At 65.2% G+C, this 26,353-nt stretch carries 31 protein-coding genes; 8 read left to right on the top strand and 23 right to left on the bottom strand.

Annotation, left to right across the window (positions count from 1 at the left end):
- Nucleotides 1-124 precede the first annotated feature (124 nt).
- Nucleotides 125-487 carry a PLDc N-terminal domain-containing protein gene (locus KXR83_RS25885; RefSeq protein WP_437427176.1) on the bottom strand — a complete coding sequence of 121 codons (363 nt, stop codon included), beginning with the start codon at nucleotides 485-487 and terminating at the stop codon, nucleotides 125-127.
- Nucleotides 488-902: 415 nt separating this feature from the next.
- Here KXR83_RS25885 and KXR83_RS25880 point away from each other — a divergent pair, with 415 nt between their 5' ends.
- The 3 genes from KXR83_RS25880 (at nucleotide 903) to KXR83_RS25870 (ending at nucleotide 3,597) form a co-directional block, all read left to right on the top strand.
- Entirely contained in the window at nucleotides 903-1,592 is a 690-nt protein-coding gene (locus KXR83_RS25880; protein WP_437427175.1) for a GAF and ANTAR domain-containing protein, read from the top strand.
- Nucleotides 1,593-1,873: 281 nt separating this feature from the next.
- A complete protein-coding gene (locus KXR83_RS25875) occupies nucleotides 1,874-2,200 on the top strand; it encodes a hypothetical protein (protein ID WP_437427174.1) in 327 nt (108 codons plus the stop codon).
- 656 nt (nucleotides 2,201-2,856) lie between these two features.
- Nucleotides 2,857-3,597 (top strand): Fic family protein, encoded by a 741-nt coding sequence (locus tag KXR83_RS25870; protein ID WP_437427173.1) that lies wholly within the window; start codon nucleotides 2,857-2,859, stop codon nucleotides 3,595-3,597.
- Between the two features lie 7 nt (nucleotides 3,598-3,604).
- On the opposite strand, the gene KXR83_RS25865 is transcribed toward KXR83_RS25870, so the two are convergent.
- Genes KXR83_RS25865 through KXR83_RS25855 form a run of 3 tightly spaced genes read right to left on the bottom strand, consistent with a single transcriptional unit; the run spans nucleotide 3,605 to nucleotide 4,728 of the window.
- Nucleotides 3,605-4,165 (bottom strand): hypothetical protein, encoded by a 561-nt coding sequence (locus tag KXR83_RS25865; protein WP_437427172.1) that lies wholly within the window; start codon nucleotides 4,163-4,165, stop codon nucleotides 3,605-3,607.
- Nucleotides 4,162-4,344 (bottom strand): hypothetical protein, encoded by a 183-nt coding sequence (locus tag KXR83_RS25860; RefSeq protein WP_437427171.1) that lies wholly within the window; start codon nucleotides 4,342-4,344, stop codon nucleotides 4,162-4,164. The genes KXR83_RS25865 and KXR83_RS25860 overlap by 4 nt, the downstream gene beginning before the upstream one ends.
- A 6-nt stretch (nucleotides 4,345-4,350) precedes the next feature.
- On the bottom strand, nucleotides 4,351-4,728 hold the full coding sequence (locus KXR83_RS25855) for a hypothetical protein (RefSeq protein ID WP_437427170.1): 378 nt from the start codon (nucleotides 4,726-4,728) through the stop codon (nucleotides 4,351-4,353).
- Between the two features lie 287 nt (nucleotides 4,729-5,015).
- Here KXR83_RS25855 and KXR83_RS25850 point away from each other — a divergent pair, with 287 nt between their 5' ends.
- The gene (locus KXR83_RS25850) at nucleotides 5,016-5,213 is read left to right on the top strand and encodes a type II toxin -antitoxin system TacA 1-like antitoxin (RefSeq protein ID WP_317714964.1); all 198 of its coding nucleotides are present in this window, start codon (nucleotides 5,016-5,018) and stop codon (nucleotides 5,211-5,213) included.
- Complete coding sequence (locus KXR83_RS25845; RefSeq protein ID WP_437427169.1) at nucleotides 5,210-5,605, top strand: type II toxin-antitoxin system death-on-curing family toxin; 396 nt, start codon at nucleotides 5,210-5,212, stop codon at nucleotides 5,603-5,605. The genes KXR83_RS25850 and KXR83_RS25845 overlap by 4 nt, the downstream gene beginning before the upstream one ends.
- Here the strand turns inward: KXR83_RS25845 and KXR83_RS25840 are convergent, their stop codons facing one another.
- Together KXR83_RS25840 and KXR83_RS25835 are read right to left on the bottom strand one after the other, a co-directional pair.
- Nucleotides 5,606-6,208, bottom strand: a complete 603-nt coding sequence (locus KXR83_RS25840) for a hypothetical protein (RefSeq protein ID WP_437427168.1) — start codon at nucleotides 6,206-6,208, stop codon at nucleotides 5,606-5,608.
- The gene (locus KXR83_RS25835; protein ID WP_437427167.1) at nucleotides 6,135-6,566 is read right to left on the bottom strand and encodes a hypothetical protein; all 432 of its coding nucleotides are present in this window, start codon (nucleotides 6,564-6,566) and stop codon (nucleotides 6,135-6,137) included. Before KXR83_RS25835 ends, KXR83_RS25840 begins: the two co-directional genes overlap by 74 nt.
- Before the next feature lie 468 nt (nucleotides 6,567-7,034).
- Here KXR83_RS25835 and KXR83_RS25830 point away from each other — a divergent pair, with 468 nt between their 5' ends.
- The 3 genes from KXR83_RS25830 to KXR83_RS25820 are packed head-to-tail and all read left to right on the top strand — an operon-like array spanning nucleotide 7,035 to nucleotide 10,014.
- Entirely contained in the window at nucleotides 7,035-7,475 is a 441-nt protein-coding gene (locus tag KXR83_RS25830; RefSeq protein ID WP_437427166.1) for a plasmid mobilization protein, read from the top strand.
- Complete coding sequence (locus tag KXR83_RS25825) at nucleotides 7,472-9,541, top strand: relaxase/mobilization nuclease domain-containing protein (protein ID WP_437427165.1); 2,070 nt, start codon at nucleotides 7,472-7,474, stop codon at nucleotides 9,539-9,541. The genes KXR83_RS25830 and KXR83_RS25825 overlap by 4 nt, the downstream gene beginning before the upstream one ends.
- Nucleotides 9,538-10,014 carry a hypothetical protein gene (locus KXR83_RS25820; RefSeq protein ID WP_437427164.1) on the top strand — a complete coding sequence of 159 codons (477 nt, stop codon included), beginning with the start codon at nucleotides 9,538-9,540 and terminating at the stop codon, nucleotides 10,012-10,014. Before KXR83_RS25825 ends, KXR83_RS25820 begins: the two co-directional genes overlap by 4 nt.
- 68 nt (nucleotides 10,015-10,082) lie before the next feature.
- Here KXR83_RS25820 and KXR83_RS25815 read toward each other — a convergent pair whose 3' ends face one another.
- From KXR83_RS25815 to KXR83_RS25735, 17 genes are all read right to left on the bottom strand, one after another.
- Nucleotides 10,083-11,039 carry a hypothetical protein gene (locus tag KXR83_RS25815; protein ID WP_437427163.1) on the bottom strand — a complete coding sequence of 319 codons (957 nt, stop codon included), beginning with the start codon at nucleotides 11,037-11,039 and terminating at the stop codon, nucleotides 10,083-10,085.
- The gene (locus KXR83_RS25810) at nucleotides 11,039-11,536 is read right to left on the bottom strand and encodes a DUF4913 domain-containing protein (RefSeq protein WP_023961900.1); all 498 of its coding nucleotides are present in this window, start codon (nucleotides 11,534-11,536) and stop codon (nucleotides 11,039-11,041) included. Before KXR83_RS25810 ends, KXR83_RS25815 begins: the two co-directional genes overlap by 1 nt.
- Nucleotides 11,533-13,233: a type IV secretory system conjugative DNA transfer family protein gene (locus KXR83_RS25805; protein ID WP_437427162.1), complete on the bottom strand. Its 1,701-nt coding sequence runs from the start codon at nucleotides 13,231-13,233 to the stop codon at nucleotides 11,533-11,535. The genes KXR83_RS25810 and KXR83_RS25805 overlap by 4 nt, the downstream gene beginning before the upstream one ends.
- A gap of 409 nt (nucleotides 13,234-13,642) precedes the next feature.
- Complete coding sequence (locus KXR83_RS25800; protein WP_437427161.1) at nucleotides 13,643-14,734, bottom strand: hypothetical protein; 1,092 nt, start codon at nucleotides 14,732-14,734, stop codon at nucleotides 13,643-13,645.
- Between the two features lie 178 nt (nucleotides 14,735-14,912).
- Nucleotides 14,913-15,569 (bottom strand): hypothetical protein, encoded by a 657-nt coding sequence (locus KXR83_RS25795; RefSeq protein ID WP_437427160.1) that lies wholly within the window; start codon nucleotides 15,567-15,569, stop codon nucleotides 14,913-14,915.
- Nucleotides 15,570-15,604: 35 nt separating this feature from the next.
- A complete protein-coding gene (locus KXR83_RS25790) occupies nucleotides 15,605-16,177 on the bottom strand; it encodes a hypothetical protein (protein ID WP_437427159.1) in 573 nt (190 codons plus the stop codon).
- 27 nt (nucleotides 16,178-16,204) lie between these two features.
- Nucleotides 16,205-16,810 carry a hypothetical protein gene (locus KXR83_RS25785; protein WP_437427158.1) on the bottom strand — a complete coding sequence of 202 codons (606 nt, stop codon included), beginning with the start codon at nucleotides 16,808-16,810 and terminating at the stop codon, nucleotides 16,205-16,207.
- A complete protein-coding gene (locus KXR83_RS25780; protein ID WP_437427157.1) occupies nucleotides 16,807-18,774 on the bottom strand; it encodes a transglycosylase family protein in 1,968 nt (655 codons plus the stop codon). Before KXR83_RS25780 ends, KXR83_RS25785 begins: the two co-directional genes overlap by 4 nt.
- 3 nt (nucleotides 18,775-18,777) lie before the next feature.
- Nucleotides 18,778-19,071, bottom strand: coding sequence for a transposase (locus KXR83_RS25775; protein ID WP_437427156.1), 294 nt, complete (start codon nucleotides 19,069-19,071; stop codon nucleotides 18,778-18,780).
- On the bottom strand, nucleotides 19,068-20,915 hold the full coding sequence (locus tag KXR83_RS25770; protein WP_437427155.1) for a hypothetical protein: 1,848 nt from the start codon (nucleotides 20,913-20,915) through the stop codon (nucleotides 19,068-19,070). The genes KXR83_RS25775 and KXR83_RS25770 overlap by 4 nt, the downstream gene beginning before the upstream one ends.
- Nucleotides 20,916-20,954: 39 nt before the next feature.
- The gene (locus KXR83_RS25765; RefSeq protein ID WP_437427154.1) at nucleotides 20,955-22,448 is read right to left on the bottom strand and encodes an SCO6880 family protein; all 1,494 of its coding nucleotides are present in this window, start codon (nucleotides 22,446-22,448) and stop codon (nucleotides 20,955-20,957) included.
- The gene (locus KXR83_RS25760) at nucleotides 22,445-22,645 is read right to left on the bottom strand and encodes a hypothetical protein (protein ID WP_437427153.1); all 201 of its coding nucleotides are present in this window, start codon (nucleotides 22,643-22,645) and stop codon (nucleotides 22,445-22,447) included. The genes KXR83_RS25765 and KXR83_RS25760 overlap by 4 nt, the downstream gene beginning before the upstream one ends.
- Complete coding sequence (locus tag KXR83_RS25755) at nucleotides 22,642-23,910, bottom strand: hypothetical protein (RefSeq protein WP_437427152.1); 1,269 nt, start codon at nucleotides 23,908-23,910, stop codon at nucleotides 22,642-22,644. The genes KXR83_RS25760 and KXR83_RS25755 overlap by 4 nt, the downstream gene beginning before the upstream one ends.
- A gap of 341 nt (nucleotides 23,911-24,251) precedes the next feature.
- Nucleotides 24,252-25,097, bottom strand: coding sequence for a hypothetical protein (locus tag KXR83_RS25750; RefSeq protein ID WP_437427151.1), 846 nt, complete (start codon nucleotides 25,095-25,097; stop codon nucleotides 24,252-24,254).
- A gap of 34 nt (nucleotides 25,098-25,131) precedes the next feature.
- Nucleotides 25,132-25,737, bottom strand: a complete 606-nt coding sequence (locus KXR83_RS25745) for a hypothetical protein (RefSeq protein ID WP_437427150.1) — start codon at nucleotides 25,735-25,737, stop codon at nucleotides 25,132-25,134.
- A gap of 8 nt (nucleotides 25,738-25,745) precedes the next feature.
- Nucleotides 25,746-25,988: a hypothetical protein gene (locus KXR83_RS25740; protein ID WP_038254297.1), complete on the bottom strand. Its 243-nt coding sequence runs from the start codon at nucleotides 25,986-25,988 to the stop codon at nucleotides 25,746-25,748.
- A 36-nt stretch (nucleotides 25,989-26,024) separates the two neighbouring features.
- Complete coding sequence (locus KXR83_RS25735) at nucleotides 26,025-26,324, bottom strand: hypothetical protein (RefSeq protein WP_437427149.1); 300 nt, start codon at nucleotides 26,322-26,324, stop codon at nucleotides 26,025-26,027.
- Nucleotides 26,325-26,353: the final 29 nt, after the last annotated feature.

Below are 26,353 nucleotides of genomic sequence, written 5' to 3'. Positions count from 1 at the left end.
GGTGCTGTCCGGCCGGGATACTGATCATCGGGCCTACCACCAACGACATGGTCGGCACGCTCGCATGATGGCCGTCCTTCATCCTGCGGCGTGAAGGTGAAGGCACCTGTCTTGGCCACAGTCTTCAGCCGTCCTGTTGGCGGCGTCGACGTTCGAGTTCAGCCTGGCGGCGTTGCTGCTCGGCGCGTTCACGAACCTGCCGCAAAAACTGTGCATCAGCCGCGGGATCTGCCGGTTCGAACCGGCCCCGCTCGTCATACTCCGGAAAACCCAACGCACTCGCCCGCCCAGAGCCTGATGGCCGCCCATGACCACCCGATACCGGCCTACCGGCCACAAACCACACGATCGAACCCACCAGCGGCAACACGATCACCAGCAACAACCACCCCCACCGCGGCAACCCCCGCACACCCGCCTCACTACCGATGATGTCGATCAACGCCGCAATCATCACCACCAGCACGATCAAACCCATGTACGGCATCACCAACCCCCTTTTTGCCATTGATGCTAAACCACTGTCCCGCAGACACATTGTCAACACTGTGGCCTTGTTTCATCCATTCGCAGGACGCGAACCCCCACCGCACTGGTGTACACGCAAGCGGCCAGACGGAGTGGCCTCACCGACTCCCCAAGAGCTAAGGCCACCAAGCAAGTAACTCGCTGCGAAAAGTCACCCACGAAGGCCCCCGAACCGCTGATCCGCGGCAGGGACTACCCGCCCGCATCGAACCCATGATTGCAGTCGTACAGATTGACCGACCGATCCGGCAGCAGAATCTTTGGCCTGGCGGTGGCCGCGTGTACGTCTGCGACTACGAGGCTATCCGCCTTGCTTGTGATCGCTCGTGTAGCTTGAGCACGTCTTAGATCAAGTGGCGGCGGAAGACGGTCTGGTGAGTTCTGAGGTAGACGTATCGGCCCGGTTAGCGCAGATGGCCCAACAGCTGCGTGTCGCCGGCGAGGACGAGGCATCAGCAACGACCAGGGTCGCCCGGGCCGCGATCGAGACCATCGAGGGCGCCGAATATGCCAGCGTCACACTGGTCTCAGCGCGCGGGGTGATCACGACCCCGGTCGCAGTAGGTGATCTGGCCCGACAGTGCGACAGCCTGCAGCAACAATTCGGACAGGGACCATGCCTTACCGCAGCCGCGGGAAACGACACAGTCGTGTGGATCGATGACATGACCACCGAGACTCGGTGGCCCGCATTTTCCCGCGCCGCCGACGATCTCGGCATTGCAGCGATGGCCTGTTTTAGCCTGTTCGTCAGCGAGGACGGCACCTTCGGCGCCTTGAACGTGCACGGCACCACTGCTGGCGTGTTCGATACACAGGCGCGATCACTCGGGGAACTGTTCGCCGCCCACGCCGCAGTCGAGATGGCGTCGGTCCGCGCGAACGACCAAATCCGTGCCGCGCTGACCACCCGAGACACCATCGGCCAAGCCAAAGGCATGCTCATGGAACGCTACGGCGTCGACGACTCCCACGCATTCCGACTCCTGACCACAATTTCGCAGGAACGCAACATCAAACTCGCCATCATCGCCCAACACGTCATCGACGCCGGCCCAAACTGACCACCCGTTGACGGCCTGCCACGATCGCCGGGTCTCGTGCGGAATGACCGCATCGGACCAGCTTGGCCTCGCAGAAGACCTGGTGTCCCGCAGCAGGCCCCTTGCACGGGCTATCGAGGCGGCAACGAACCGGCCACCTGCACGGGCGGAGTAATTGATTAGTATATTTAACTTCTATGAAGCGATTGTTAGTCGGTGTGTGCTGTACAGCATCGCTAGTGGCATGTGGCAACGATACGCACGCGGCCGATCCGGCAGTTGTGGGTTCAGATGAGGTCCCGATGGCTGCCGTAGTGGATACGGGCATAGCTGGCGTTGTCATGCCGCCTGAGGCGATCGCTATCGGTGAGCCAACGGCGTCTACGGCGGCTTACGACCTCCCTGGCTGGCAGTTCGAGGACGCGACGAAGTGGATTGGAGATCGGCTTCCTCCAAAGCAGATCGAAGAGCTGCAGCTTCGCACTGCGCAGGCACAGCCCAATTCCAGCTTTGAGTGGTGCTGGCAATCCCCCGACCGCCCGTTTCAGGTGTTACTTGTCTCTGTCTTTCCGAGCGATCCCGTCAACGTGGTTGTCGCCGATACAGACGACAACCCGGCGGGGTGCTGACCTCTCAACTGATCGCTTACCCAGCCGTCTACACCGGGATTCGGTGAAGCCGCTCGCGGCGTCTGATTACGACCAGCCTTCATCAGGCCCTGACTGACCTGATCAGCGGCCGAAGTGGATGCGGGCCGACTAGCGGCGCTTCCCATTGGCACACGGTCGTGCGGAGTTCACACCACCACAGGCACATGGGGTCGGGACGAAGATAGGCGTGCAGCGATGGAGCGTTGTTACGATCTTTCGTGTCGGCACAGCCGATTCACCAGTCTTCCAACTCGAAGTTCTGAGGCGAGCAGCAACTATGGCGAAGAACAGACTGTGCAGTTCATCGACCTGTCGCGCCGGGGCAGGGCTGCCCATGCTTTGTCACAGGTGACGAAACATGGGTGGCCGAACCTTGTCCCACCACAGCGACAGCTGTTCTTCGAACGGGTCACTGTCGCGCGTCGGACATTCCCAAGGCGGCGAGCCCGACGGATTCGGTATCGGCCGAAGCGGTGCACGGGTCAGTCGACGACGACGTTGAGGCGTACGTCCCCTCACGTTGCATTACACAGACCGCGTTGGAACCCGGGCGCGTGTGGCGCCCTGTTAGCGATGTGCATGTGGCTGGAGGTTCGGCCGCCACTAATCCACGTAGTTGTCGAGGGTGCTTAGAAATGAGTGACGCGGCACGGGTTCACGTTCACCTACACAGGCCGAAAGTATTACGCGATGCCCCTCTCTCGCCTCGCTGCACAGCACGGTTTTCGAACTATCAAGGTCAGCTCGGACTCTCGTTGGTACTGGCATTACGGGCCCACGAGTGGGCCGGGGAGTTCCGGCAGGTGCCGATGTCCAAAGACGGCGTGGCGTTCGCCGACGTCAACCGCATCCCGGTGTACCTCCGGGACGCCGAACGTGTGGTGAAAGAGGTTCCCTGGCCGCAACTGTCGGCCGAGGAGTTCGCTGACCAAGCGGCCCGTGTGTACGCCAACATCAACTTCGCGCACGGCTTCCGGGAGGGCAACGGCCGGGTAGGGAAACTGTTCGTCGCCCAGCTCGCTGAAAAGACTGCGTACGCGTTCGACTTCGAGGCGATCGACCCGCGGCTATGGAACCAGCAGTCCAGGTTTTCAGTTCCCGACCTCGGTGAGCACACGCCCCACCACCACGAGCTCACCCCTGTCTTTGCGCGCATCATGATCGACCGGCCCACACCGCCGCCGGCAGTGACCGACGTCAACGAAGCAGCCCGGGCGGCCGCCCGGTTCGCCACCCGCGATCACCCCACCAATCCTCGACGTGCGGCCACCCGCCCGACGACCGGACAAGGCCCCTCGTCGACCTCGTACCGGCCGCCGGCGCACTATCGCCGAGACCCAGGCCGCGACAACGGAACCGGCTCCGGCCGCGACTGACCGGTCCTCACGCCTCTTTGGCGGTGGCGGTGTTGGTGGCCGGGTAGTAGCCGATCCCATCGGGGTAGGCGTACGTGACGACACCAATGATCGCCACCCATGCGTCCTCGAGTGCGGCGGCCACCTCAGCAGAGGTTGACGCCGCCAGAATGCGTGCGCAGTCGCCGACCGTGAGCATGGCGTGATGCTGATTGCCGATCGCGGTCAACCATTCGCGGCGGTGTCGATCGCCGAACACCGCGTGCATGATCTGCCGGCCGTGGTCGGTGGGGTGTGCATCACCGTTAATGGCCACCGCATGTGGATCGGAGATGTCGGCGGCCAGATGGTGCAGCTTGGGGATCGATGCAGCCGGATCGGCGCGCTGGCCCAGTTGCACGAGCCCTAGGCCGGCGAGGTCGAGGTGATCGGCGGCCGAGAAGTCGACGATCACCCCCGCCGAGGGCAACAACCCAGCGTCCCGGATCCACATACCGTGCGTGTCCGGTGGGGTGTGCGCCCGCAGCGCTTGCTTGCGGCGCCGGCGCATCCGCTCCGTGGTTTGGCGGCGTTTGCGGTCCCGGCTCATCGCAGGGTGCCCCCGCCCATCGACAGCACGAGCACGGTGGCGGCCACGATCACCGCGCCGCCCACGACCGAACCCACCGCGCCGCGGCGGTCCTGGGCCCAGCGCAGAGCAAACAGGCCAACCACAACGCTGACAGCACCGAAACCACACATGACTATGAGCAATTTTTCGTAAAACATGCCCCGCTACTCTGCGGCCGGTGACGAGCCCGCTGTCGTGGGCTCGCTGGCGTGGCTGGGTTGTTCGCTGCGATCGGAGTTCGCGACGGACGCGGGTCGTGTGGTGCGACGCGGGCGACGAGGGCTTGCCGGTTTCGCGGTGCCCAGTGGGTCGACGTCGAACGGTTTGAGTGTCTTGTGGTTGAAGCCGGCAGCCTTGGCTTCGGTGAGCAACGTGTTGAGCGTGCGCAGACGCTCAGAGTCGGCGGCCAGGAACGCATCGCGCTCGTGAGTCAGTGTCTTGTGGGTGTTCATGATCTCGCGCAGCACAGTGACTTTGCGTTCTGCTTCGGCGCGGACTTGAGCCTCGATGGACTCGAAATTGATAGCAGTCGATGACGACATGACGGTTTGTCTCTTCTCTCGTTGACGGCATAAACGGAGCCTGGAATTACCCGTCCAGTGGCGGGATGGTGTGTGAGCGCAGACGGCAAATCAGGCGTTCACAAACCTGAGGAACCAGGTGGTCCCTCACTGTCATCGTAGCGGTGCACGGTGACCGGTGACGAGGTTCGCGCGCGGGGGTCAGCACGGATCTGTTCGACCTTTCACGTCGGTACCTAGTTTGGTACCATTGTAGGTACCGCCAGGTAGTAAGAGTGCTGTCTGCAAGGGAATGGGGAGCCGTACTGATGCCGTCGTTGAACATCACTTTTACCGATGAGGAACACCGTTTGCTCGCCGAGGCTGCGGCCAAGAGTCAGGAGTCGCTCAAGACGTTTGTCCATGACGCGGCGATGGAGCGGTCGAGTGCGTACCGCGAACGCGTGGTGGAGATGTCGGCGCAGATTGCGTCGTGGTCGGCGGAGTTGAATGAACGGCTCGCGTGAGCGTGCCTGTGGTGTTTCTTGATCGGTTCGCTGTGCTGGCGGCCGGTTCGGCGGCGTGTGGGTTCACCCCGGTTGTCGGGGATGAAGGGTTGTTGGCGGCTGCGATTGCCCGCCCGCAAGCCACCGCGTTCGGGCTCGATGCCTACCCCACCTTGTGGGACAAGGCGGCGGCGTTGATGCACTCGCTGGCCAACAACCACGCGCTGCTTGATGGCAACAAACGCACCGCGTGGGCGAGCGCCTGGTTGTTCCTGGCGATCAATGACGTGGTTGATCTGTCGGCGCCGGCGGCCATGGATGTAGACGCCGCCGAACAGTTCGTGTTGTCGGTGTCGAGTGGTCAGATGCCGTGGCAGAAAGTCAGCGAAGGGCTCCGCACGTTCACGCCGTGACTACGGCCCCGGCGATCTGTGGCGGTCGGCGAGGTACACGATCAGCGCGCCGACCGTGTGGACGATGAACCATGCGTCGTCGAGGCTGGCGTCAGCGTCGCCCTTGTGTGCTTCACCGTGATTGCGGCGTGAAGCAATCCAGTCCCCGATCTTGAGTACGGCGGCGCTCAGGGGGCTGTCGGGACCGGTCAGAACGCCCGAGAACTTCACAGCTTTCATCTGCTCGCCCAGGGTGCTGCCGGAATAGCCCAACGCGGTCAGGGCATCTTGCAGTGCGGTGCCGGCGTCGGTGATGGCATCGCCGCCATCACCGTTACGAATCTCCTTCAGTGCTTTGAGATAGGTGCCCTCTGCGACCGCGAACTCCGGGCGGCCGTGCAGCAGATTCAGTGTTGGAGTGATGACGTTGTGGTGCAGAACCTCCGAGTTGCGGCTGATGATCTGACTCGTCGCTGTCAGTGCGAACGCAACGCCGTGCGCATCGAAGATGTCGTTGACCCGCCGCCGAAATGCCTCGGGGCTCGTCGCTTCACCATCGGGATTGATGACTGTCCTTGGTCCCCTTCTCGCCGGCCTTGGTTGCAGCCTTGAGTGCGTTCTCATACTCGGCGCGCAGCACCCGGTGCTGGGCCTCGAGTACAGAGAGCACGACGGCGTCGGACAGCGTCCACGTCTGGATCCCGTGCTCGGGGATCTCGCTTGGGCGCACGTCTGATTGGCCGAGTGAGTTCTCGATCATGTTGCTGACCTGATTGCTGAACGTGTACTCGACATCGCCGAATGTCTTTGACGCGGAAGGGTGCCACCAGATGGCACCGGTGTGATCGCGCCAGGCCGCATACAGCTTGACGCGCACCCGCTTGTCCAGCGATGTGGTGGAGAACGGATCGCCCGCCGCTGCTTGCTCACTCATCTCCTGGCGGCGAAGCCGCTCCATGTACAGCTCCCCGTCGTCACTCACCCAAACAGTCAAGCATTCGCCGACGACGGCCATACGACCACTGACGGGAGGCGGCCTCATCTCCCTCCACCTGCGCAGCTACCCCGCTTGTCCTAAGCCGACGTTTCGTCACCACGGACTCGGCCGGAGACGCGCGCTTAGCGCACGCCACAACCGGGTCCGGCGGTACCCGCCGAGAGGCGGAATCGCCCGAAGGGCGATGCAGTGTGTCCGCGCCGAAGGCGCGGGGTGTGAAACCAACGGAATCCGCTGGCGCGGATGCTTGCAGGCTTGCCCCGGCGGAGCAAGCTGTCGTTTAGGCATGCCTAAACGCTTGTCACCGTACCTGGGTCGCGGTACGGTGCATCCACCAACGGTGTTGGTGGAGGGTCCCCACGGGGTGGGTTCGCTGCGCTGAGCCGACAAGATTTCCCGCCGGCGGGCGGATTCCACGCACGAGGTGCGCGCTACAGAAAAGGGGCGGTGACGATGGCCGAGGGGAGTGAAGGTGCGGGACAGAGCGTGGGGTCGTCGCGGTCGATTCTGCGGCGGCGCAGGGCCAATACGCCGGGAGGCCGGCGGGACAAGATCGAGGTAAAGGTCACCGCCGATGAGGAGGCGTTGCTGCGTGCGCGGGCGCAGGTGGCGGGTATGTCGGTGCAGCGGTTGATGGTCTCGCGTGCCCTCGCCGAGAACCAGGGTCCGGCAGTGGATTACGAAACGCGTAGGGCGGCGTGGGCGCAGGCGTGTGAGGTGCGGGGTTTGATTGCCGCACTGGGGGTGAACATGAATCAGATCGCTCGCCAAGCCAACTCGGATCAGGAGATCCCGGCTGATTTTGCGGCCACGTTGGATGCAGTGATGCGCGCTCACCGCCGGGTGTTTGATGCCTTTGGTGAGACGTTCGGTTTTGAAGGTCAGCGCGGGTGATTCCCAACATTGAGACCGGCGCGAAGATGACTGGGCTGGTCATGTATTTGGCGGGCCCGGGGCGTGCCAACGAGCATGAGAATCCACATGTGGTGGCGGCTAGCAGCGCTGATCTGAGCATGGTCGGCGGTGCAGGTCTGGAGCTGGGGCGCGAGACCGCGTTGGCGTTGGCTGAGGAGTTGGACGCAGCCCGGGTGGTGTTCGGGACGCGGGTATCTCGGCGCGACAAGGGCGCGTTAGCGGCAGCACAGGAACGTGGTGTGACTGGTGAAGCGGCGATCGCGCTGGCGACCAAGGACGAGAATGTGTGGCACTGCTCGTTGTCGTTGTCGCCAGAGGAAACCGAGGCGCTGACGCCCGAGGGTGCGAGCACTGTCGGGTTGTCCGATGAGCGGTGGCAGCGCATCGCCGAAGAGTTCATGGCAGGTATGGGCTTTGACTCTGATGGTGATGCTCCGGCGCGGTGGGTCGCGATCCGGCACGGGATGTCCAAGGCCGGCGGCGACCACATCCATATCGCCGCCTCACGGGTTCGCGATGACGGCAGTGTCGTCAAACTGTGGTTCCCCGAACCGGGTGAAGAACGGCCCCGGGGCGATAAGTGGCGGGCCCAGAATCTATGCGCTCGACTCGAAGAGACACACGGGTTGAAGGTCACCGCGGGGCGGGCGAAGAACTTTCCCGCCAAGGGCACCTCCCCCGCTCAGGAGAACATTGCCCAGCGCACCGGGCGGGCTGAGCCGGCGAAGGCGACGCTGGCGCGACGCGTGCGTGGCGTGGCCGCGGCGGCAGAGTCCGAGGCGGAGTTCGTGCGCATGGCCCGCGCCCATGGATTGCTGGTGCGACCCCGCTACGCACCGGGCAGCAGTGAGTCGGTTGTCGGCTACTCGGTGGCCTTACCGACTACTGACTACGCCACCGCAGATGGCCGACCGGTGTGGCACGGCGGTGGCAAACTCGGCAACGATCTGTCACTGCCACGATTGCGCGAGCACTGGACCGCACCTGATGCCGGCGCACGCGCTGATGCGGTCAGCGCGTGGGCACACAACCGCGACGGTGCGCCCGCAGGCGAGCACTCCCCCACAGCGTCCGAGCCCACCGGCCAGGCACCGCGCCGGGGGGCGATGACCGCCGAGGCCGCGAAAGCCAGACTGCGCAAGACCGTGCTGCATGTGGCCGCAAACGCGACGAGCGAGGAAGACTTTATTCGGGGCGCGTACGGGCACGGGCAGTTGCTGATCCGTCCTCGTTTCGCGCCGGGCAGTACCGAGCAGGTGGTCGGATACTCGGTGGCGCTGCGACCGTCGATCTATGCCGACGCCGACGGGAAACCGGTGTGGCACGGCGGCGGGAAACTCGACAACACACTGGCGTTGCCGGCGCTGCGAGATCGGTGGCCGCGCAGCGCGGGTAGTGAGCGGCGGGCGGCCGCTGACTGGGCCAGCGCCGAAAAATGGGCGCGAAAGAACGTCGCTCCTGTCGCCTCGACGCGGTACTACAGCGCGTCCGAGGACGCCAAGAAGCTGCGGGCGAAGATGGCCGGTTTCTCCGGCACAGATGCGCGGTGGACACGAGCTAGTCGCGAGACAGCAGGGGTCGTGGCGGCGTGGGCATCAGCCGCCGAGGGCGACAGGCCTGCGGAGCTGTCCCGGTTGGCTGATGCCCTGGCCGCCACCACCGGTGAGCGTCGGCCACCGGAACCCCAGGGGGCGTACGCGGCGAGCATTCTGCGGCGGACCGCGGCGATGCTCGTGGCGACGAGCACCGACGATCCACGGTTCGCGTGGATGGCCATGTTCAGTCAAATCTCGGCGACGTGCCGGGCGATCAGTGATGCGGCCGAGGCGCGAGGACAGTTGGACCGGGCGCGGGAGTTGCGCGCGGCCATCGACGCCGCCGCCGCTCGCTATGGCGGTATCGCCGACAGTGCCCGCACCGACGGGCTGCGGTTGACCCGTCCCGCTACACACACTGCCCCGGCACGCAGCACTGCACCGCCCACGCCGGTGCGGTCACCGTCGACGACCCAGGAGCGGCGCGACCGAGACGACTACGGCCGATGAGCGCTCAGGGTGGCTCGACGGTAGCGCTCCCGACGGGCCGGATGGTGCTCGATTACGAGCGCGGCTCGGTGGCTGCGTGCAGCGCGGTGTACCCAATGCTGGGCTCGGAGTGGATCGATGCGGTCGCCAGGTTTGTGAATCAGCCACGGCGCGGTGCACGGGATCTGACCAGCCGCACCAGAGACGCGTTGCGGTCGAGTTTGCCGACCTACACCGTCCTGGACGATGCCATCAGTTCTGCTCGGGTAGTGCTGGTAGTCGATCCGGTGTCACAGCCCGGGCAGACGGTGGAGTGTTTCACCGTCGACTACTCCTCAACTGAACGAGTCGATCGGCTCGGTGAGCACTTGATGGGGGTGGTGCTCGGTGCGGCCGACAGTTCCACCGTCCGTGAGATGGAGCATCTATCGGGCCTGTACTCGATCGATGCGCTGACGGCGTTTTCCATCCGCTGCTACCGGCAGAATCACTAAAGAACGACCCGCCCCCGGCCATCACAGCCGGGGGCGGGTCGTTGTGTGCGAGATTCGCGCAGAGGAGGTTAGCGGCCGTGGCCGCGTTCACGCGCGGGTGCTGGTCGCGCCGCCGGCCGGGCGGCACGTCTTGATGTCGCGGTAGGGGCATCGCGTGGGTTGGTGGGATGGTCAATCGCTGCGGCTGTGGCGGCCTTTCCAGCGCTGGTGTTCCCGCGATGAGTGCTGATCTGCTCGGCCCTACTCGCGGATTTGTCGACCGACACCCCCGCCACTGCACGTGCAGGGTCGGCGGCCATGCGATCACCGGCGGCCCGCACCTCATCGCTGTAGTCGGCGTACTGATCTCTGCGGCGGTCCATCGCGTTCGCTTGGGTGACGAGCTGTTCGACCTGTTCGCCGTCCCGCGCGGCTTCGGCCTGCTCGGCGCTGGTGCCTTGCGGGTCGTATCCGCGTTCGGCCCACTGTTGAGCGCGGGCGTTGTGAATCTGTTCAGCAGCGGTCCCGGGCGGTTGCGAGGTCAGCTCGTCGACGTCGAGACCGTAGGCCGCCAGTTCGGCGGCAATGTTGGCCCGGTGCTCGGCAGCGACCTCGGAGAGCCCAGCCCAGCGGTCTGCGGCGGCATACACCGATAAAACGTCCGCGCCCAGGGCTCCGCTGAGCACCTTGCTATCGGCGGCGGGCTCGCCGACCCGGCGCGGGTCGATGCCATGCTCGGCGATGATCTGCTCGTGGAGCTGCTCGATCGGTGCGGTCCGCCAGAACTGCGCATCCTCGCGCCCGGCAGCCAGTGCCGCGCGCGCCGATGTCTGGATATCAACCTGCTCTTTAATGCTGTCGTTGGTGTCGGTGGCGTTGTCGCCACGGTCACCGTTGGTCAGCTGGCGGGCGGCGGCGCGGTCACGCTGGGCCTGGCGCCGTTGGAACGCCTCGATCAGTGACGCTGCAGCAGCGATCGCCGCGGCCAGGGCGCGTTCCATGCCCCCGGTCAGTTCACGTTCTTCGTTCTCATGGTCTTCCATCATCAGTTCCCTTCGTCGCGGTAACGGCCGGTCATCAGTTCACGCAAAAACTCGTCAGTCATCGGTTCCACCGGGAGTGCGTCGGCGGCCGGCTCGTGGCGGTCGAACTCGGCTGAGCACCCATCAAAGGGGCCCTCAGGGTCTAGGAGTACGGCCATCTGCCGGTCTGCGTGATCGAGCCACCAGCTCGACATGGCACTGCCGGGATCGGTGCGCATCTGTTCGTACGCCCGCCAGAGCGCTTCGAGACGGCTGACAGCCTCTTTGTGAGCCCACCACTGCTTGCACCAGCGGCGGCTGGGTTTGTTGACGTTGCGGGCGTACACCTGCACCAGGTGCTCTTCGACGAACTCGTACACCGACGCGAAGAACGGGCCCGGTGGTTCGTCGGCGTGAGTGTCAGCGGCGGCCACGAACTCGTCCTCGCCGGGATCGGAGGCGATCTCCTCGGCCAGATCGGGGTCAAGCTCATCCCATGTGGTGTCGGGGTGGGTACTCATCGTGGCAGCTCCGTCCTGGCGTGCTTGTCGGCTGGTTCTGCTGCAGGGACGGACGTTTCGGGGTCGTAGCGGCGCAGCGATTCCTCAACGAGGGCGGCGTAGGGCTTGCGGTCCCAGGGCACCGTTTCGATGAGAGTGGCGTGGTTGCCGGCCGAGAGCACCACGGCGCGGCCGCGCGGGAGGGCTTGCAGGTCGGCGACGGTGAAGATCCGTTCGCGGCTGATGTGCCGCGAGGTTGAATCTCCGCTTTTCGACCGTGACACGCTGGTGTGTTCGCGGTCGTAGTCCCCGATCAGCTTGGACAGGAACTCGAGGAAATCGTCTTCGGAGACGTTGCCGCCGTACACCTTGATGTTGGCTGCACCCCACAGTTGTTTCATCCCTTCTTTGCCCCATACCCGTTCGCCCTGGGACCAGTTCTGCAACACCGTCATGATGGTGATGCCGCGTGAGCCGTAGTGCGAGTACAAATCCGGGAGCCGTCGCCACCGGACAACGTTGGCGGCCTCATCCAGTGCGCACAACATGGGGGTGGGTAGCCGCCCTCCGGGGGACGCGGTCGCAATGTCTTCGGCCGCTTCACAGGTCGCCACCGTCAACGCAGCGATGAGCGGTCCGGCCGATCCGACCCCTTCTTTGGACAAGCAGTAGAGAGTCTCCCCGCCCCGCACCAGCTGATGCAGATCCAGCTGCGGGCGCGGATCCCCGTGGCTGGTGGTGATCCACTGCGAGATCTGCCGAGAACGCAAGCAATGCACCATTTTCAGGGCAGTACCGAAGATGCCGTCTTGCTGTTTGGCTGCCAATGCCAGGCGCGCTTCCAAGGTCGCCGCGATCTGGGTATACCGGTGCTGGTGCAAGATGCGCACCGCCTCAGCGCACCGATCACGCCGGGTCAATCGCTCGTAGACGGTGGTGATGGGTTCATTAGCGAGCGCCGAGGCAAGGATCAGGTTGGCCACCAGGTCTTGGCCCTCGGTGTCGAAGTACGGATCTTTGCGGCCGCCGGGGTCGCCGCTGCCGTCAGCGAATTGCTCTGCCAGCGATTCGGCCTTGTCCTCATCGGTGACGTACGACAACGGGTTCCAATAGAACTCGGGCTGAGAGTTCGCGACTCCCTGTGGATCGAACACCCACACTTTGCGGCCCATCTGCTCACGGACGTACCGGGTGTGATCGAGGTTGCCGCGCTTGTTCTCCGTCGCCAGCACAGCCCCAGGGGCTTCGCAGATCGCCGGGATCACTCGCGACCATGATTTGCCCTGCCGGGGTCCCCAGATGTCGATATGCATGTCCTCAAACGACCCGAACAGCTCAGTCCTGCCGGGCAGCGACGCCCCAATCGGCAATCCTGGACTGCAATACGGGCACGTTGCAGGGTCAGGCATCACCACCCTGAGCTTCTTCGCTTTCGCTGTCACCGCTGAACGACTCAGAGAGGCAAGGTCTCTAGCCCCGGCCAAGTGAGTGACGGCCGAGTCGACCCGCGTTCGAGACCCCCGACGCCGAAACCACCACACAGCGATCAGCGTCGCGACAGCGCCAAGCACCACCACCATCAACACCACCCACACGGTGGCCGCCGTCGTCCATTGAAGCTCGCCGCGAGCCAGCTGCCCGCCAGCAGTGAGCGGATTGGCAGGCACGGCCTGGCCGCCGGCCAACTTCAGTGCCGACCACCCCAGCCCAACAACCACCGCAAGCACACCTAGAACACCGAAAATCAGTGGTGCCTCAGAGGATTTCGGACTACGAATCTGTCCCGGAGTCGTAGGCATCTGTCTACACCGCCCCAGTTGGTGTCGCTTCGCCACGCTGCACTGGGCCGCGACCGCGGTTGGCCTTGTCAGGTGTCGGGTACTTGGTCATCTCGTGTCTCTTCTCGTTCGGTCGTTGCTCGCGGGCGTGAGAGGTGCCGCACAGGTGCGGAGCTCCAACGCGTTGCGGGGATGGGGTGGCCGCTGACACCTTCAGCGGCCCAAGGGTGTCGTTCCTTTGCTTGAATATTCTGATCGTGAATGCTGTTGTGCGAGAGTCACTCTTGCGGCCGTTGGCCTCCTTTCGGCAGGTTTTGCTGCGAGAGGGTGGCTTTGGGGCATTGGAATGTCAGGTGTGTGGTCGTCGAACGGGTGTGGTGCGCAGCACCGCTGCGGCGGTGCCTGCGGGAGCAAACAGATAGGCGAGCGCGGCCAGGACCGCGGCGGCCAGGACGATCGGGTGCCGACCCGTCTCGGCGTGGTGGGTGTACACCACCAGCAGTGCCGAGACCGCTAACACCACTGAGGCCACCTGCCGAATGCTCCTGTGGAGCACGAGCAGCCATCGGGGTTGATGCAGGCAGCCGGCCATGGAGAGGACTGCTCCGGCCGCGGCCGCGCACACCGCCACACCGAGCGGTACCGTGATTGCGACACTCGACGCCGCGAACTGGTCCAGGAGAACGCCGCTGGCCCGGTACAGGTCGTGGAAGGCGGTCATGGTTGGCCCCGCCGGTTCTGTTGGTAGCTCGCCTGCTCGCTCCGCTTTGACTACATCGGCGGCGACGTACCCGGTCAATGCAGGCAGCACCAGCACCAGGCACATCGCCTTGAGCCAGCGCAGCACCTGGTCGGCGGATACGGCGGCGCGGTAGCTCGCTGCCCCACCCCTTGCCGCCAGGAGCTTGTTGATACGCCCGGGGGTGCTTGCTTCGCCGGCGGTGACTTCTGGCGGCGGAGTCGATCGCAGGTGGTAGTCGGCCAACAGAGAGTCGAGGTCGGTGTATATCACCGCGTCGTGGCACTGGGCGGCGAGGACTTCTCTAGCGACCTTTAGGCGGGGGTGCGAAGACACCCAGTAGGCCACAACACGGGCGGCGCTGGTGCGCATGCCCCGATCGCCGATCATGGTGGGGCCTTCGGCGGCGATGACGGCCACTACGTTGCGGGCCAGAAGCGGGTACTGCTCGTGCAGGCTCAACAAGTCGGTGGTGGCATAGACGCCGCAGGTACAGTCCGCTACCGGCGCGAGGTGTTCTGGGTGATTGCGGCAGCGCGCGACGCACACACCGCCCTCCCATTGTCTGGTTGCAGCAGGCATCCCGGTGATCGCTCCCGCGCCCCCGGCCGTGATGGGCAGTAGGACGCGGTGTCGTCGATCGATGCGGAAGGTACGCAGGCCGTAGCGGCCGACCTCGATGTCGGCACCGGGGCCGGTCATGTCGGTACCTTCTGGGGCCGACGGTCTGGGACCGGTCGAGGGTCGGTCGGCCGTGGCTCTGTGGGCGGCGTGGTGCGTACGGGTGCGGTGGTGGGGATGACCTCTACCCGGCGCGGGTTCGGGCCGATATCCCCCATCACACAGCCTCTTTCCGCGACTGCGACGTTTCGATCGCGAGTCACGGCGCCACCTCCGTAGCGGTGAACAAGCTGTCGAGTTTGATCTCGCGCCAGGTGCGGTACCCCGGAGCGCGACACAGTGCGATGGCCGGGTTTTGGTCGGTGAGCTCGATGGTCACCGCGACCCGATGACGGCTGGCGGTCGAGGCCAGCAGCTCGGCCGATAGTTCGTGGTGGCTGGTGTGCAGGATCAGTCGCACGGTGTCCAGGCCGGCCTTTTCGCGGGCTTTGCCGGCGAGGTAGATGGCTTTGTCGGCGGCTGATCGTTCGGCCGACAGGTCATCACCTGGCCGGTACACGATGTCTTTATCGTGGAACTGGCCGTACCACGATTCGTGGTCGTCACGCACCGCGCACACAGCGTAGGTAGCTACCTCATCGTCACCGGCACAAAACAATTCGATGACAGGGGCGTCCGCTGCTGCGGCGTCCACTTCGGCGGCCTCGGCCGCCACGGTGTCGTCGCGGAGCCGGTCGTAGTCGATGTCGAGCTGTTTGCGAAGTTCGGTTTTGACTTTGGGCCACAGGCGTTTGGTGGCCACCCCGGCGTCTTGGGCCCAGGCACGAATGTCGCGGTGGGTGGTGGCCGTGCGCAGCTGGTCGGCTCCGTCGGTCACGGCTTGTTCTGCGGTGTCCCAGTCTTGGTCTTGTGTCATTGCGTGTCTCCTTCGTGGTTGTTTGCAGTGCAGGGTTATCCGGCGGTCACGGTGTAGTCGGTCAGCCGCCATCCGGACGGGGTGCGAGAGAGGGTCGCGTGAATGTGTGTGGGGGCCAGGGGTGTGCTGGTGCCGTCGGTGTGCAGGACGTGTTGGCGGACGGTGACCGAACGCGCAGCAGTACTAGAGGGGTCGAGGGTGCGAGCAGGGGCCACGTCGGCGGCAGCAATCACGACATCGCCTCTGCGCCGCCACGACCCCCAACGCGGATCGGGTTGCTCGGCGGCGGTGGACGTACCTGCGGCTAGGGTGCCGCCGAGCCAGGGCGCCGCCCGCTGCAGAGCCTGCCTCGAATCGTCCTCAGTGACCGGCTGCCAGGTGAACATGGTGGACAGTGCCTGGCTGGCAACGACACTGGCCACGGCGGTCTGCGGGGTGGGGACACTGGGTAAGTGGTCGTGTGCATCGTGCCCGGCCGGTGACGGTGCGGGCGCAGATTCGTGGCCGCTGCCGCAACCAGCCACAAGCAGGGCCACCGCGGCCACAGCGATGAACCCGCGCCACGGGCGGACCGTCCCTGCTCGGATCAGCCGATCATGTTCAGACATAGCAGTTCTCATTTCCGGGAGGTGTTTTTAGCGCTGGGTGAGCTGGCTGACCTGCCAGCGATCATCGGAACGGACGCAGATGACCCATGCCGACGTGGTGACCGGTACACCGACTTCATTGCCGGCGGGAGTGCGGGCGGTCTGGGTGACCTCGAAGACGAAGTACTTGCGGTCAACTGACTGGGGGGCCCCTTGATCGGGCAGCACCCGCATCGTGGGAGTCACGATGGCCTTGTGCTGGGCCCAGGTGAGCCATTGACCACCAGGATTGTTGGAGCCGGTGGCCAGCACGCTGTGTGCGAACGCCGGGGTCAGCAAGGGGGCGGTGCGGGCGGCGGCGTTGTTAGGGCCGGTATCGACGTCGGTGTTCCAGGTGAACCAGATGCGTACCGCGGCCTGGGCTACCTGCTGTGGATCGGTGCGATCGACGGCCGCTACCGCTGGGGGCAGGGTGGTTTCGGCTGTGGGGGCGGTGGGTTCGGCAGGTGCTGGGGGTAGTTGGTGGTGTGAGGACGCGGGCGCGGAGACGCCGTCCTGATCGCGTGCGCAACCGCTCAGCAGTACCAGTGCCAGGGCCGCGATGGCGGCCGCCGTGCGTGGGCGGTGTGTGGTGTGTGGCCGGTGGTCAGTCATCCGAATCTCCTTGCCTGGACGCCGTCTCCCAGAACCGACAGCGGCGATACTTTGACCACATCTCCGGATTGCGGGGCTTCCACGATCTGCCCGTCGCCGATGAACATGGCCACGTGCTGGGGGTCGCTCCCGGCGGGGAACACCACGTCTCCGGGCTGCAGAGCATCGAGGGGGACGGGCTTTCCGCGAGGGTCGTTGAGCTGATTGGTGGTGTAGTGGTCGAGAACGATCGTGTGGTTCGACGCCTGGGCGATGGCGTAGATCATCAGGCCGGAGCAGTCGAAACCGATCTTGTTGTAGTCGCCGAAGCTGTCGGCCACTCCCCCGTCACCGACCCCCTTGGTAGGTCCGTGCGCGTTGCCGCCGCCCCAGGCATAGGTGGTGCCGCGCCACTTCATGGCCGCAGCGACCGCCCGCCCCCCGAATGGGCCACCGGTCGGCAAATCTCCCGACACCGCAGCGGGCGCAGCGAACTTGGTGGCCGCATTGCGCGGAATGTCTTTGACGTAGGCCTGTGTCTCGGGGTTCTGGCACACCCCGCCCTGAGCTTGGGTGGCTCCAGGCCCGCAGTTGTACATCGACAACCACAGCTCGGTGAGATCGCCTGTGAGTTTTCCCTGCTGCAGATCGGCTTTCGCGATCTGGGCAAGCTCGCAGTCGTAGGCGGCCTGCGACATCACCGCATCAGCGATGTTGCGGGTGTCGCGGCGACCGTCACCGTCACCGTCGACCGCTTTGGCTTCCCACGTCTCGGGAATGAACTGGGTGGGTCCGTCGGCGCGTGAGGTGGCGTTGTGTGCTTCGACGTCCCAATTCGATTCGTTCTCGATCTGTGCGGCGATCACCGGTGCGGTGACCTCCGGGCAGGTGCCGGCGGCTTTGAGGATCCACGGCTCGAATGCCGGCGGTACCGATCCGGGTTTGAGACCGGACCCTGCCTGCTGCGGCGTGCACTGGTCGCCGGTGCTCGGAGCGGACGCGGCCGCGAGCTCGACCGGTGCCGCTTGAGCGGGAGCGCCGGCGTCGACGGGCGCGGTGATGAACGTGCCATCGGGTGCCGGGTTCTTGCCGGTGACCCCAGCTTCTTTGCTGGTGACCGGCCACGCCCCCCACCCTTGGGTTTTCAGTACCCGGTTGGCGACTTCCATCTGCTGAGCGGGCGTGGCGGTGTTGGCCGTCGGTGCGAACTCGGCGCCACCGTTACCGGTCCAGGTGGAGGGACTGAACTGCAACCCGCCCTGATATCCGTTGCCGGTATCGATGCTCCAGTTGCCGCCCGATTCCAGGTCGGCGACCTTTTGCCAGTCGGCCACAGACACCACGTCAGCGGTCGGCGGTGGACCAGGTGGTGCGCCGCCACCGGGGGACCCCGGTGCCGGAGCCTGCGAGAGCCAGGCCATTGGATCGACCGCGTGCCCACCTCCGAAGCGACCGCCTTCCCACACCTCGAAATGCAAGTGCGCCCCACCCGGACCTGGTGGGTAGACCTCCCCGTTCCATCCGACGTTCGCGATGTGCTGGCCGGCGGTGACCTTGTCGCCGACCTTGACCAGCAGGTCGTCGGGGAACATGTGGCCGTAGACGGTCGAGTAGACCTTGCCGCCGATGTTGTGGTCGAGCACGATCCACTGCCCGAAACCGCTGGCAGGACCGGATTGGTTCACCGTCCCGTCGGCGGCGGCGTAGATCGGTTGCCCGTCCTGGGATCCGTAGTCCTGGCCCTGGTGCATGGTGCCGTCGCGTGGCCCGAACGGTGACGTGAGTTGGTAGGTGCCCTCTTTCATGGGCGCAGCCCGCGATCCGGGTGCCAGCGTGCTGGCACCGGTCTGGGGCGAGGTGGGGACGACGCAGTCAGATCCGCTGCCGGTGAAGGCGAGCATGATGATCATCGGTATGGCCACGACCAAGGCCGCGGCGCCGGCCAGGAGCTTGCCGGCTCCTGCTGCGCTGTCCCCCTCCCCCATGGTTTAGTCGTCCACCCTGCCGGTGAGGTGTTCGGTCAGGGCCCGGTTCATTTCCGTGAGCGCGGCGATGGTGGCGTTGGCATCAGCAAGCCGCCGGTCGGTGAGGTGCTCGTGCGGGTCAAATCCGGCCCGGCGCATCCAGTTGCGCACTGAGTTGTCCGACACCCCGAACTGCTCGGCGACCAGCCGTACCGCTTCAGCGACTGAACTGCTGTGCGGCAACAGCTTTTTGAGATGAGCGACGGCCAGTGCGCGGGTCTCGTCGGTGATCGTGCGGTAGCTCTGCCCCATGGTCATTGGTCCTGCCCGCTCGCCGCGCCGGCTCGTCCCCAGCGGGTGTTGGTGTTGTGGACGCCTTTACCGCGCTCGGTGGCGGTGAAGGTGGTGCGAAACGGCATGCCGATCTGTTCGTCGGAGGTGCCGTACTTGAGGAGGAAACAGCCCAGCCCTTGGGGCTTTTGGCGTTCACCGCGTTTGATCTTGCGCAGCGTCGCCGGTGAGGGCGGGGGTGTGGACGCCAGCGAGGTCAGCCACGCCTCTTCGGTGGTGGTGAACTTTGTGACCTGTTTGAGTAGGGCGATCTCGTCGGGTCCGACCGGGCCGATGATCTTCGCTGGTGCCCGCTCGATGAAGCCGCGGGCGTTGTTCACATCGGCGGCCGACTCGAACGCGCCGAGGTCCTTCATCGTGTGGGTGATCATGATTAGCGCGGTACCGATGGTCCGGTTCAGGCGGGTCAACGCGTTGACGCGATCGACCATCCCGGCGCCGGCTTGGAGCACCCGCCAGAGCTCGTCCATGACGACGAGGAAGTTGCGTCGTGGTGCCAGTCCGGCGTCGGCGAGGATGTGTGCGGCTTCGACCGCACCGAACCCGTCTGACCAGCAGACCATCAACGCTGCGGCGAGCAGCTTGCTGTCGGATTCGCCGATGCCGGACAGGTCGACACAGATCGCGGGTGCATCCAGATCGATGGGCTGGGATGTTTGCGCGTTGAATACGCGGCCGAAGTTGCCGTCGATCAGGGCGGTCAACGATTGGCGCAGGGCGCGAGTGATGTCGCGGTATTGCTCGACGGTGTCCGCGCCGACTTTGGGCCACAGCACGTTGCTGTTGCCGTCGATGACCGCGTGTAGATCCGACAGGATCGGCGGGCGGTCGGGGGTGAATCCGCCGCCGGCAGTGGAGTAGAGGTGTTCGAGGGCCACCCGCACGAGGGTTTCCTCGAAATCGCGGACCGGCATCGCCCGAACCAGCTGTACCAGCCCCATCACCATCTGCACCTGTCGGGCGCGGACCTGCTCCCAGACAGCGGTTTTCAGGGCATGCAGGGTGGCGATGCGGTCCGGGTCGGTGGTCTCGATGATCGCAACGTCGAGTCGGCCGATGACCGATCCGAGGGCCCCGACCCCGAGCGGGTTGATGGTGCCGGATTCGTAGGACAGGTTGATGTGCTGGCCGCCGACGTGCGCGGTCAGGTCGGAGTACTCGCTTTTGGTGTCGCCCATGAACAGGGCGGTGTGGTTTTGGGCCATCACGCCGGTGGACATGCGCCGCACCAGCGACGACTTGCCGAACCCGTTGAGCGCCAACACAAAAGTGATGGGCGCGTTGATCAACCCGGCGTCGTCGAACCAGACGATCGGATCGAAACCGACATCCTCGCCGGTGATGGCATGCGCCCCCAGCGGGGTGCCGAGCATCGGTGCGGAGGCGCCGATCGAGAACGGCCACAGGCCGGCGGCCTGGGTGGAGGTGGCCCGCCACTCCGGGAGCCGGGCAATTGATCGCATGCGCCCACCGCCCCACCCGGAAAACCCTCGACCCCCCGAGGCCGGGACCGGCCGATCGAAACCACCAAACTCGGTGACACGCTCGATCGACAGGGACCGGGCCCGCTCCTCGCGGCGCAGCGCGGCCCGCGCCCGGCGACCTTTCATCCCGGGTTGTTTCGCCGCCTGCTGCAGCTCTTCCCAGGCCCGTTCGGTGCGGATCTTGACACCACCGATCCGCACGAACGCCGGGGAGGTGTCTGTGCCGCTTGGGTCGATGTCGCTGTCAGGGTCGCGGTCTGCGGTGTGCACGCCGGGTCCGGACTGGGCGGGAGCGTCGAGCGTGCTGTGGCGGCCGGTGAGGGTCACGTGGGTGGGCCTTTCTCAAGAATGCGGCAGGAAGCCTGGTCAGGCGGAAATCTTGGAGCTGGTGGAGGCGTATTCGGGCAGGATGATCCCGATTCCCAGGGAGCCGGCGAACGCGGCGTCCTGGTAGCCGTAGCAGCGCCGCAACCCGATGTGAGCGCTGTCGGCCATGCCTTCGATTTCGGCGCGGATGGACGGCAGGTCCTCATCGGGGCCGGCGGTGGCGGTGACGAGCATCCCGAACCGGGTCAGTCCCGCGCCCAGGGCTTGTTCGCGGCGGGCCGCTCCGGTGTTCTCCACCCGGACGGTGGCACTGGCGGCCACGACACCTTTTTTGGACTGTTCGGCGGCGAGGGCTTCGCGGTAGTCCGAGTCGACGAGTTTGACCGCCTCGGCCGTGTTGTGGACGCGGTAGATCATCGCGACCCGTTTGCGGCGTACGTCGGCGCGTGGGATCAACAATGGCCGCAGCACATTGGAGGGCACCTGGCCTGCCGGGGCTGTCGACATCTCCCAGGTAATCGACCGGTACCCGTTGTGCACCAGGTGGTCCCACTTGTTTTCCGAGGTCACCGGTCCCGCACCTTGCCAGCGCAGCGCGTCCTCACCGCTGACACCGGTGATCTGCTCGAGTTCTTCGGTCAACTGCGGGTTGTAGGCCCGCGTCGGGGCCACGCACCACTCCCCTGCTGTCATCGGAGTGGCATCAAGGCCGGCATGAGCACAGGCGGCCATCAGTGACGACATCTTCCGGCCGATCTCGGCGGCCTGATCGGCCACCTCTTTGCCTGCTGCCTCGCGCATTCGGCCGAATGTCAACGTCAACCGGATCTCTGAGCGCACAATGGCTGCTTCTGAGCCCATGGCGGCCTCGGCCATCACCTGCCGGGCATAGGCCGGTGCGTCCGGGTGGGTGATGCGTTTGACCTCTGCGGTGATCCGGGAGCGGTTATCGGGTACCGACTCCACGACCACGCAGGCGCCGACGGCGCCGCGGTCGCCGCCGAGCTGGGCCAGAAAGTCACCCCACCCCGACACCCAGTCGTTGATCTGCCACTGATCGACTCGTTCCTGGCCGCGAGGCTGGATCGAAAAGGACACAGCGAAGTGGTTTTTCGCCTTCAAATGCACCAGCCCGAACCGGTCTCCGTTGCGGAGCTCGTACTCGTACAGGCGGGTGTCTCCGGCGATACCGGGCATCCGGCCCACCCCTGGAACCACGCCGAATGCGCCACCACGAAAGGTGGTCTCACCCCGCCACTTTGCCCACCAGAACTGGCCTCGCAACATCAGTAACTCCCATCCTGTTCGGCCACCGATACGGGCCACTAGTGGGCCGACCAACAGCGCCGAGAGCGGCACTGAAACGACCATCACTGCAAACGAATTCGTGATCAGAAACAGCAGAATGTTGGCGATGACCAGGCCGCCGGCGAAGACGGTCACACCCCAGGTCATGCCGTACAGGCCCGTGGTGCTTGGTCGTTCCCAGCGCCCGTAGAGGATCAGCACGTTGCGGTCGGCGTTGCTGCTCATCGACGCACCCGCCGACGTTGCACTACGACCCCGGCCGCAGCCGCTGCCATGCCCCCGACGTAGAGCACGAGCACCCACACGGCGGGGACCGGCGCGAACGCTGCGACCAGCAGCAGCACCATGCCGGTGGTCACACCCACCGTGAGGGGGGTGACAGGGACCGCGAGAGCGCGAAAAGTGTTGTGTTTGGCTCTCATCGGGGCTCTCCTGCCATCGCTGGGGCGTTGTCGTCGAAGAAGTCTTCGGCGGCTTGGGACATCTGCATCGCGCCCGAGACGTTGCTCATCGCGTCGGCCATCGTCGATCCACCGCCACCAGATCCCGATCCGCCACTGCTTCCACCGGAGGAACCGCCGGTGGGTGTGCTCGCACCGGCCTCTGCGCCGGTAGGTGTTGCACCCGAGAGGGTTCCGCTCGACCGGCCACCCGAGCCCTGCTGGTCACCGCTGCCAGAACCAGAGCTGTTGCGCCCGCCTCCGCCGGTGTTTCCCCCGCCGCCACCGCCGCCACGGTTCCCACCACCACCGCCGCCGCCCGAGGGGACTCCCCCAGCGCCAGCTTGACCACCCGTCGCCGGTCCGCCTGGAGTTGCCCCAGCGCCGGCTCCTGCCCCCGCGCCGCCCCCGGCGCCGGCGGCGGCGATCGAGCCTCCTGCGGCGACCACACCCATCGTCATCATCGCGGCCTGCAAACCGGAGCCGCCGGACATGGCCATGCCGCCCGACACCAACTTGGTGAGCATCGGAAGCACCGCCGCTGCCAAGGTCAGCAGCAGCACGCCGTACAGGATCTGGGCGCCGTCATCAGATTTGGTTCCGGCGAGCATGAACGCGACCGAATAGGTCAACGCGGCCACCGGTTTCCACAGCAGCAGAGCGATGGTCCACGAGATGGTCTTGCTGAAAGCGTTCTTGCCCATCTTCGTTCCCGATGCGGCACCGATGATCGGGATGATGGCCACGACCACGATCAACATGGACTGGCGGGCCACCAGCAAGATCGCTTGCAGCAGAGCGCCCAAGATCCCGACCACAGCGATGACGAAGACCAGGCCTACGCCGAGGTAGCCCATCATGTTCGCGACATCGAACATGTTCTTGGCGGCCTCGACGGGAGTCCCATCGGTCACCGACAGCTCGAGGATCTTCGTCGAGATCTTGTCGACGCCAGCGGTCAACCCGATCATGATGCCGCCGAACATCCACGCACCAAACACCGCGCGCTGCAACGAGAAGAACAGCTCCTCGCCCTCGGCGTACACCGCCTGACGCTTCGCCAGCTGCAGTCGGATCCCGCCGGCGACAATCGACGCAGCGAGGCCCAACAGCTGGATCTGCACCGTCCACTGCTGAATCTCTTGCACCGGATCCCACTGATTGGCAGCCGGTGTCGGCAACTGAATGAACCAGGTCAGCGACTGCTGGATCATCTTCGAGAAGCCATTGACCAACGACTCAGTCATCGACTTAAAACCGTCATTGGCAGCGTCTTTGACCGTCCCGCCTGGATCCATCACCGCGCCTGCGATATCGGTGACTGCCTCGCAAACCTTGTCACCAATGATGGGAATACCTGAGGCTGCGCCTGCACCGTCGCAGGGGTCTGCTGCGTGCGCAACCGAAGGCCCGGTCACTGGGGAGCTGATGTTTGGTGTGAGGGTAATAACTGCTAGAGCCGCGATCACGGCAATGACAATTCGTCGAGCACGCACCGTCAGCGACGAAGCCGATCTACGAGGGCGACGAGCGTGTCCTCCGGGCATATCGGGCCAATGACTACGGCGAGGAAGCGTGATGGCGGAGGTCATTTCCATTGCGTCCACCCGGCGACCGACTCGATGCGGGTATCTGCTGTCGCGGCCGAGAATCCCTCATCTGGGATCCGCCATTTCCACTGCCCTTGGTCCCACACAACTGTCAGCGTTGTGACGCTGTAATAGACCCCGGATGCGTACTCGGCACTGTCGCGAGGGCCGCTGGCTAGTGAGACCCGCGAGAAGGTGTCGGTGTACTGGGGATCGATGCGAATGAACTGATCCCTCGGGTACTGACGGGGCGGGAGAACAAGGTCAAGAACGCTTTGCTTGGCCGACTCTGGGCCGATGACCTGCTCGGTCATAGCTTCTCGGCGCACCTCGGGAGGCCCGTAGAACGATCGCGCGATGATCTGGCTGGCTGCGATCACCGAACCCTGTGGCGTGTGCGCGATGCCCCGCGCCAGTCCGTCAGCGTCGATCCGGTCAGGACCGTCCGACGTTGAAAACAACGCGGCCCCGAAGTCGTATATGCGCTGGCATTGCACCCCTGCTGCCGGATCAGTCAGCCCACGTGTGCCCTTGACCGATACCTGCGGTAACGCGAACCCGGCGGGGTTGCGAGGAACCCGGATTTGTTGTCCGAACCGATCAACGGTGTCGGGAAGGTATCCCTGCTGCCCATTGCTGACCGGGGGTGTGCTCGTCGCCGGCGACGGAGTGGGCGCGGCGCTGTCGTCGTCGTCACGTAGTCCCCACCAGGTCGCGGTGGCGACGGCGAGGGACACCACGACCAGGGCCGCGACGATGACCCAGTGCCGGCGGTGCCAGGGCCGTGGCGTGTTCGGGTCGTCGTCGTAGTGGGGCGCGGTGGCTAGGGGTGGTGTTCCCATCATGGGGTTCTCCTCAGCGGTGGGTGCAGGGCCACGGTCAGGCTGGTAGCGGAATCATCTGCGGTGGAACGGAATCGAGGACTGCCACCGGGTTGGCGGTTGAGGTCTGTGGATCCGGGATCAGTCGCCGCCAATCACCGGGCGGGGTCCAGACGACGGTGGTGGTCGTCGAGGTGAGTGATTGATCGGGTTGGCGGGTGATGATCGCGATGACAGCCCGCTCGGGGGTGTACTCGGTGACCGTGTATCCCAGGACCGTCGGTGCTTGACCGGCGGGGACGTCGCTGGTGATGGAGATCCGGGACCGCTCGATCGACCAGGCGTCGCGGCCGGGGCCGGGTGCAGCGAGCGCACCGGCGACCAGTGCCCACTGGTCATCGTCGGCCACTGACATCCGGATGGTCGAGGAGATCGCGGCCAGCGCAGCACCGGGTCCGTTGTGGGCGTATCCGGTCGGGGCCAGGGCTTGCGGGTTGGAGGTGGGTCCTTCGGCGGCCTGGGGAATGGCCATGCCCGCGAACTGAACCCACCGCAGGTCGGTGGGCGGGGCAGTCGGGGTGACCTGGACTTGCGGGCCGCTGCTGTTGGTGGCTGGTGTGTCCTCGGATGAGCCGCAGCCGATCAGCCCCGCCACCAGGGCCACGAGGATGGCTAGGCCAGCAACGCGGTGGCGATACCGACGGAGCTGGACATGATGATCAGGGCGATGAGCTGGGTGGCGATGCCCGTCACTCCGTCGGTGTTCCCGGTTTTGCGGGCTTCGTAGAGCATCCCGCCGAGCCACATGATCCGCATGATGGCGATCACGCACCCGAACCACAGCAGGTAGTTCAGCGCCGTCCAGAACTCTTTGAGGTCGTCGCGGGTGATGCCTTCGGCAATCACGGTGCTCATACATGTTCCTTCTCGATTCGTGGTGTGGGAGAACGGTTATCCGACCAAGGCCCCGACGAGGCTTCCGGAGATGGCGATCAGGACACAGCCGATGAGCGTCCAGGCGACTTTCCCGGCTTCCTCGTTTGATGCAGTGCCGTGGGACTTCTGGAATCCGAAACGAGCGCCGGCGACGACCAGGGCCACGATCGCGGCGAGGGTGGCGCCCCAGCCGATCCAGGACACGATGGTCAAGAACTTGTCCGACCCCGGAGGCGGTGTGGGATCGGGGTTCGTGGGACCTTCGCTTAGGTACAGGGCGATCTGGGTGTTGGTCTGGGCGAGTAGATCTTTCATGGTGTTCTCCTTCACTTGGGTGGGATAGC

The sequence above is a fragment of the Williamsia muralis genome, assembly GCF_051487485.1.
Taxonomy (GTDB): Bacteria; Actinomycetota; Actinomycetes; order Mycobacteriales; family Mycobacteriaceae; genus Williamsia; species Williamsia muralis_B.
Note: the sequence above shows the minus strand (reverse complement) of the source record. Positions and strands in the feature narration are given on the sequence as shown.

What these genes read in the sequence shown, in the direction of transcription:
- KXR83_RS25850 (WP_317714964.1), top strand. Translation starts at nt 5,016, where the DNA reads ATGCCGTCGTTGAACATCACTTTTACCGATGAGGAACACCGTTTGCTC.
- KXR83_RS25870 (WP_437427173.1), top strand. Translation starts at nt 2,857, where the DNA reads ATGAGTGACGCGGCACGGGTTCACGTTCACCTACACAGGCCGAAAGTA.
- KXR83_RS25875 (WP_437427174.1), top strand. Translation starts at nt 1,874, where the DNA reads ATGGCTGCCGTAGTGGATACGGGCATAGCTGGCGTTGTCATGCCGCCT.
- KXR83_RS25790 (WP_437427159.1), bottom strand. Translation starts at nt 16,177, where the DNA reads ATGTCTGAACATGATCGGCTGATCCGAGCAGGGACGGTCCGCCCGTGG.
- KXR83_RS25820 (WP_437427164.1), top strand. Translation starts at nt 9,538, where the DNA reads ATGAGCGCTCAGGGTGGCTCGACGGTAGCGCTCCCGACGGGCCGGATG.
- KXR83_RS25855 (WP_437427170.1), bottom strand. Translation starts at nt 4,728, where the DNA reads ATGTCGTCATCGACTGCTATCAATTTCGAGTCCATCGAGGCTCAAGTC.
- KXR83_RS25735 (WP_437427149.1), bottom strand. Translation starts at nt 26,324, where the DNA reads ATGAAAGATCTACTCGCCCAGACCAACACCCAGATCGCCCTGTACCTA.
- KXR83_RS25755 (WP_437427152.1), bottom strand. Translation starts at nt 23,910, where the DNA reads ATGACTGAGTCGTTGGTCAATGGCTTCTCGAAGATGATCCAGCAGTCG.
- KXR83_RS25830 (WP_437427166.1), top strand. Translation starts at nt 7,035, where the DNA reads ATGGCCGAGGGGAGTGAAGGTGCGGGACAGAGCGTGGGGTCGTCGCGG.
- KXR83_RS25865 (WP_437427172.1), bottom strand. Translation starts at nt 4,165, where the DNA reads ATGAGCCGGGACCGCAAACGCCGCCAAACCACGGAGCGGATGCGCCGG.
- KXR83_RS25815 (WP_437427163.1), bottom strand. Translation starts at nt 11,039, where the DNA reads ATGATGGAAGACCATGAGAACGAAGAACGTGAACTGACCGGGGGCATG.
- KXR83_RS25775 (WP_437427156.1), bottom strand. Translation starts at nt 19,071, where the DNA reads ATGACCATGGGGCAGAGCTACCGCACGATCACCGACGAGACCCGCGCA.
- KXR83_RS25760 (WP_437427153.1), bottom strand. Translation starts at nt 22,645, where the DNA reads ATGAGAGCCAAACACAACACTTTTCGCGCTCTCGCGGTCCCTGTCACC.
- KXR83_RS25840 (WP_437427168.1), bottom strand. Translation starts at nt 6,208, where the DNA reads ATGAGAACGCACTCAAGGCTGCAACCAAGGCCGGCGAGAAGGGGACCA.
- KXR83_RS25885 (WP_437427176.1), bottom strand. Translation starts at nt 487, where the DNA reads ATGCCGTACATGGGTTTGATCGTGCTGGTGGTGATGATTGCGGCGTTG.
- KXR83_RS25780 (WP_437427157.1), bottom strand. Translation starts at nt 18,774, where the DNA reads ATGGGGGAGGGGGACAGCGCAGCAGGAGCCGGCAAGCTCCTGGCCGGC.
- KXR83_RS25785 (WP_437427158.1), bottom strand. Translation starts at nt 16,810, where the DNA reads ATGACTGACCACCGGCCACACACCACACACCGCCCACGCACGGCGGCC.
- KXR83_RS25860 (WP_437427171.1), bottom strand. Translation starts at nt 4,344, where the DNA reads ATGTTTTACGAAAAATTGCTCATAGTCATGTGTGGTTTCGGTGCTGTC.
- KXR83_RS25750 (WP_437427151.1), bottom strand. Translation starts at nt 25,097, where the DNA reads ATGATGGGAACACCACCCCTAGCCACCGCGCCCCACTACGACGACGAC.
- KXR83_RS25810 (WP_023961900.1), bottom strand. Translation starts at nt 11,536, where the DNA reads ATGAGTACCCACCCCGACACCACATGGGATGAGCTTGACCCCGATCTG.
- KXR83_RS25800 (WP_437427161.1), bottom strand. Translation starts at nt 14,734, where the DNA reads ATGACCGGCCCCGGTGCCGACATCGAGGTCGGCCGCTACGGCCTGCGT.
- KXR83_RS25795 (WP_437427160.1), bottom strand. Translation starts at nt 15,569, where the DNA reads ATGACACAAGACCAAGACTGGGACACCGCAGAACAAGCCGTGACCGAC.
- KXR83_RS25765 (WP_437427154.1), bottom strand. Translation starts at nt 22,448, where the DNA reads ATGAGCAGCAACGCCGACCGCAACGTGCTGATCCTCTACGGGCGCTGG.
- KXR83_RS25740 (WP_038254297.1), bottom strand. Translation starts at nt 25,988, where the DNA reads ATGAGCACCGTGATTGCCGAAGGCATCACCCGCGACGACCTCAAAGAG.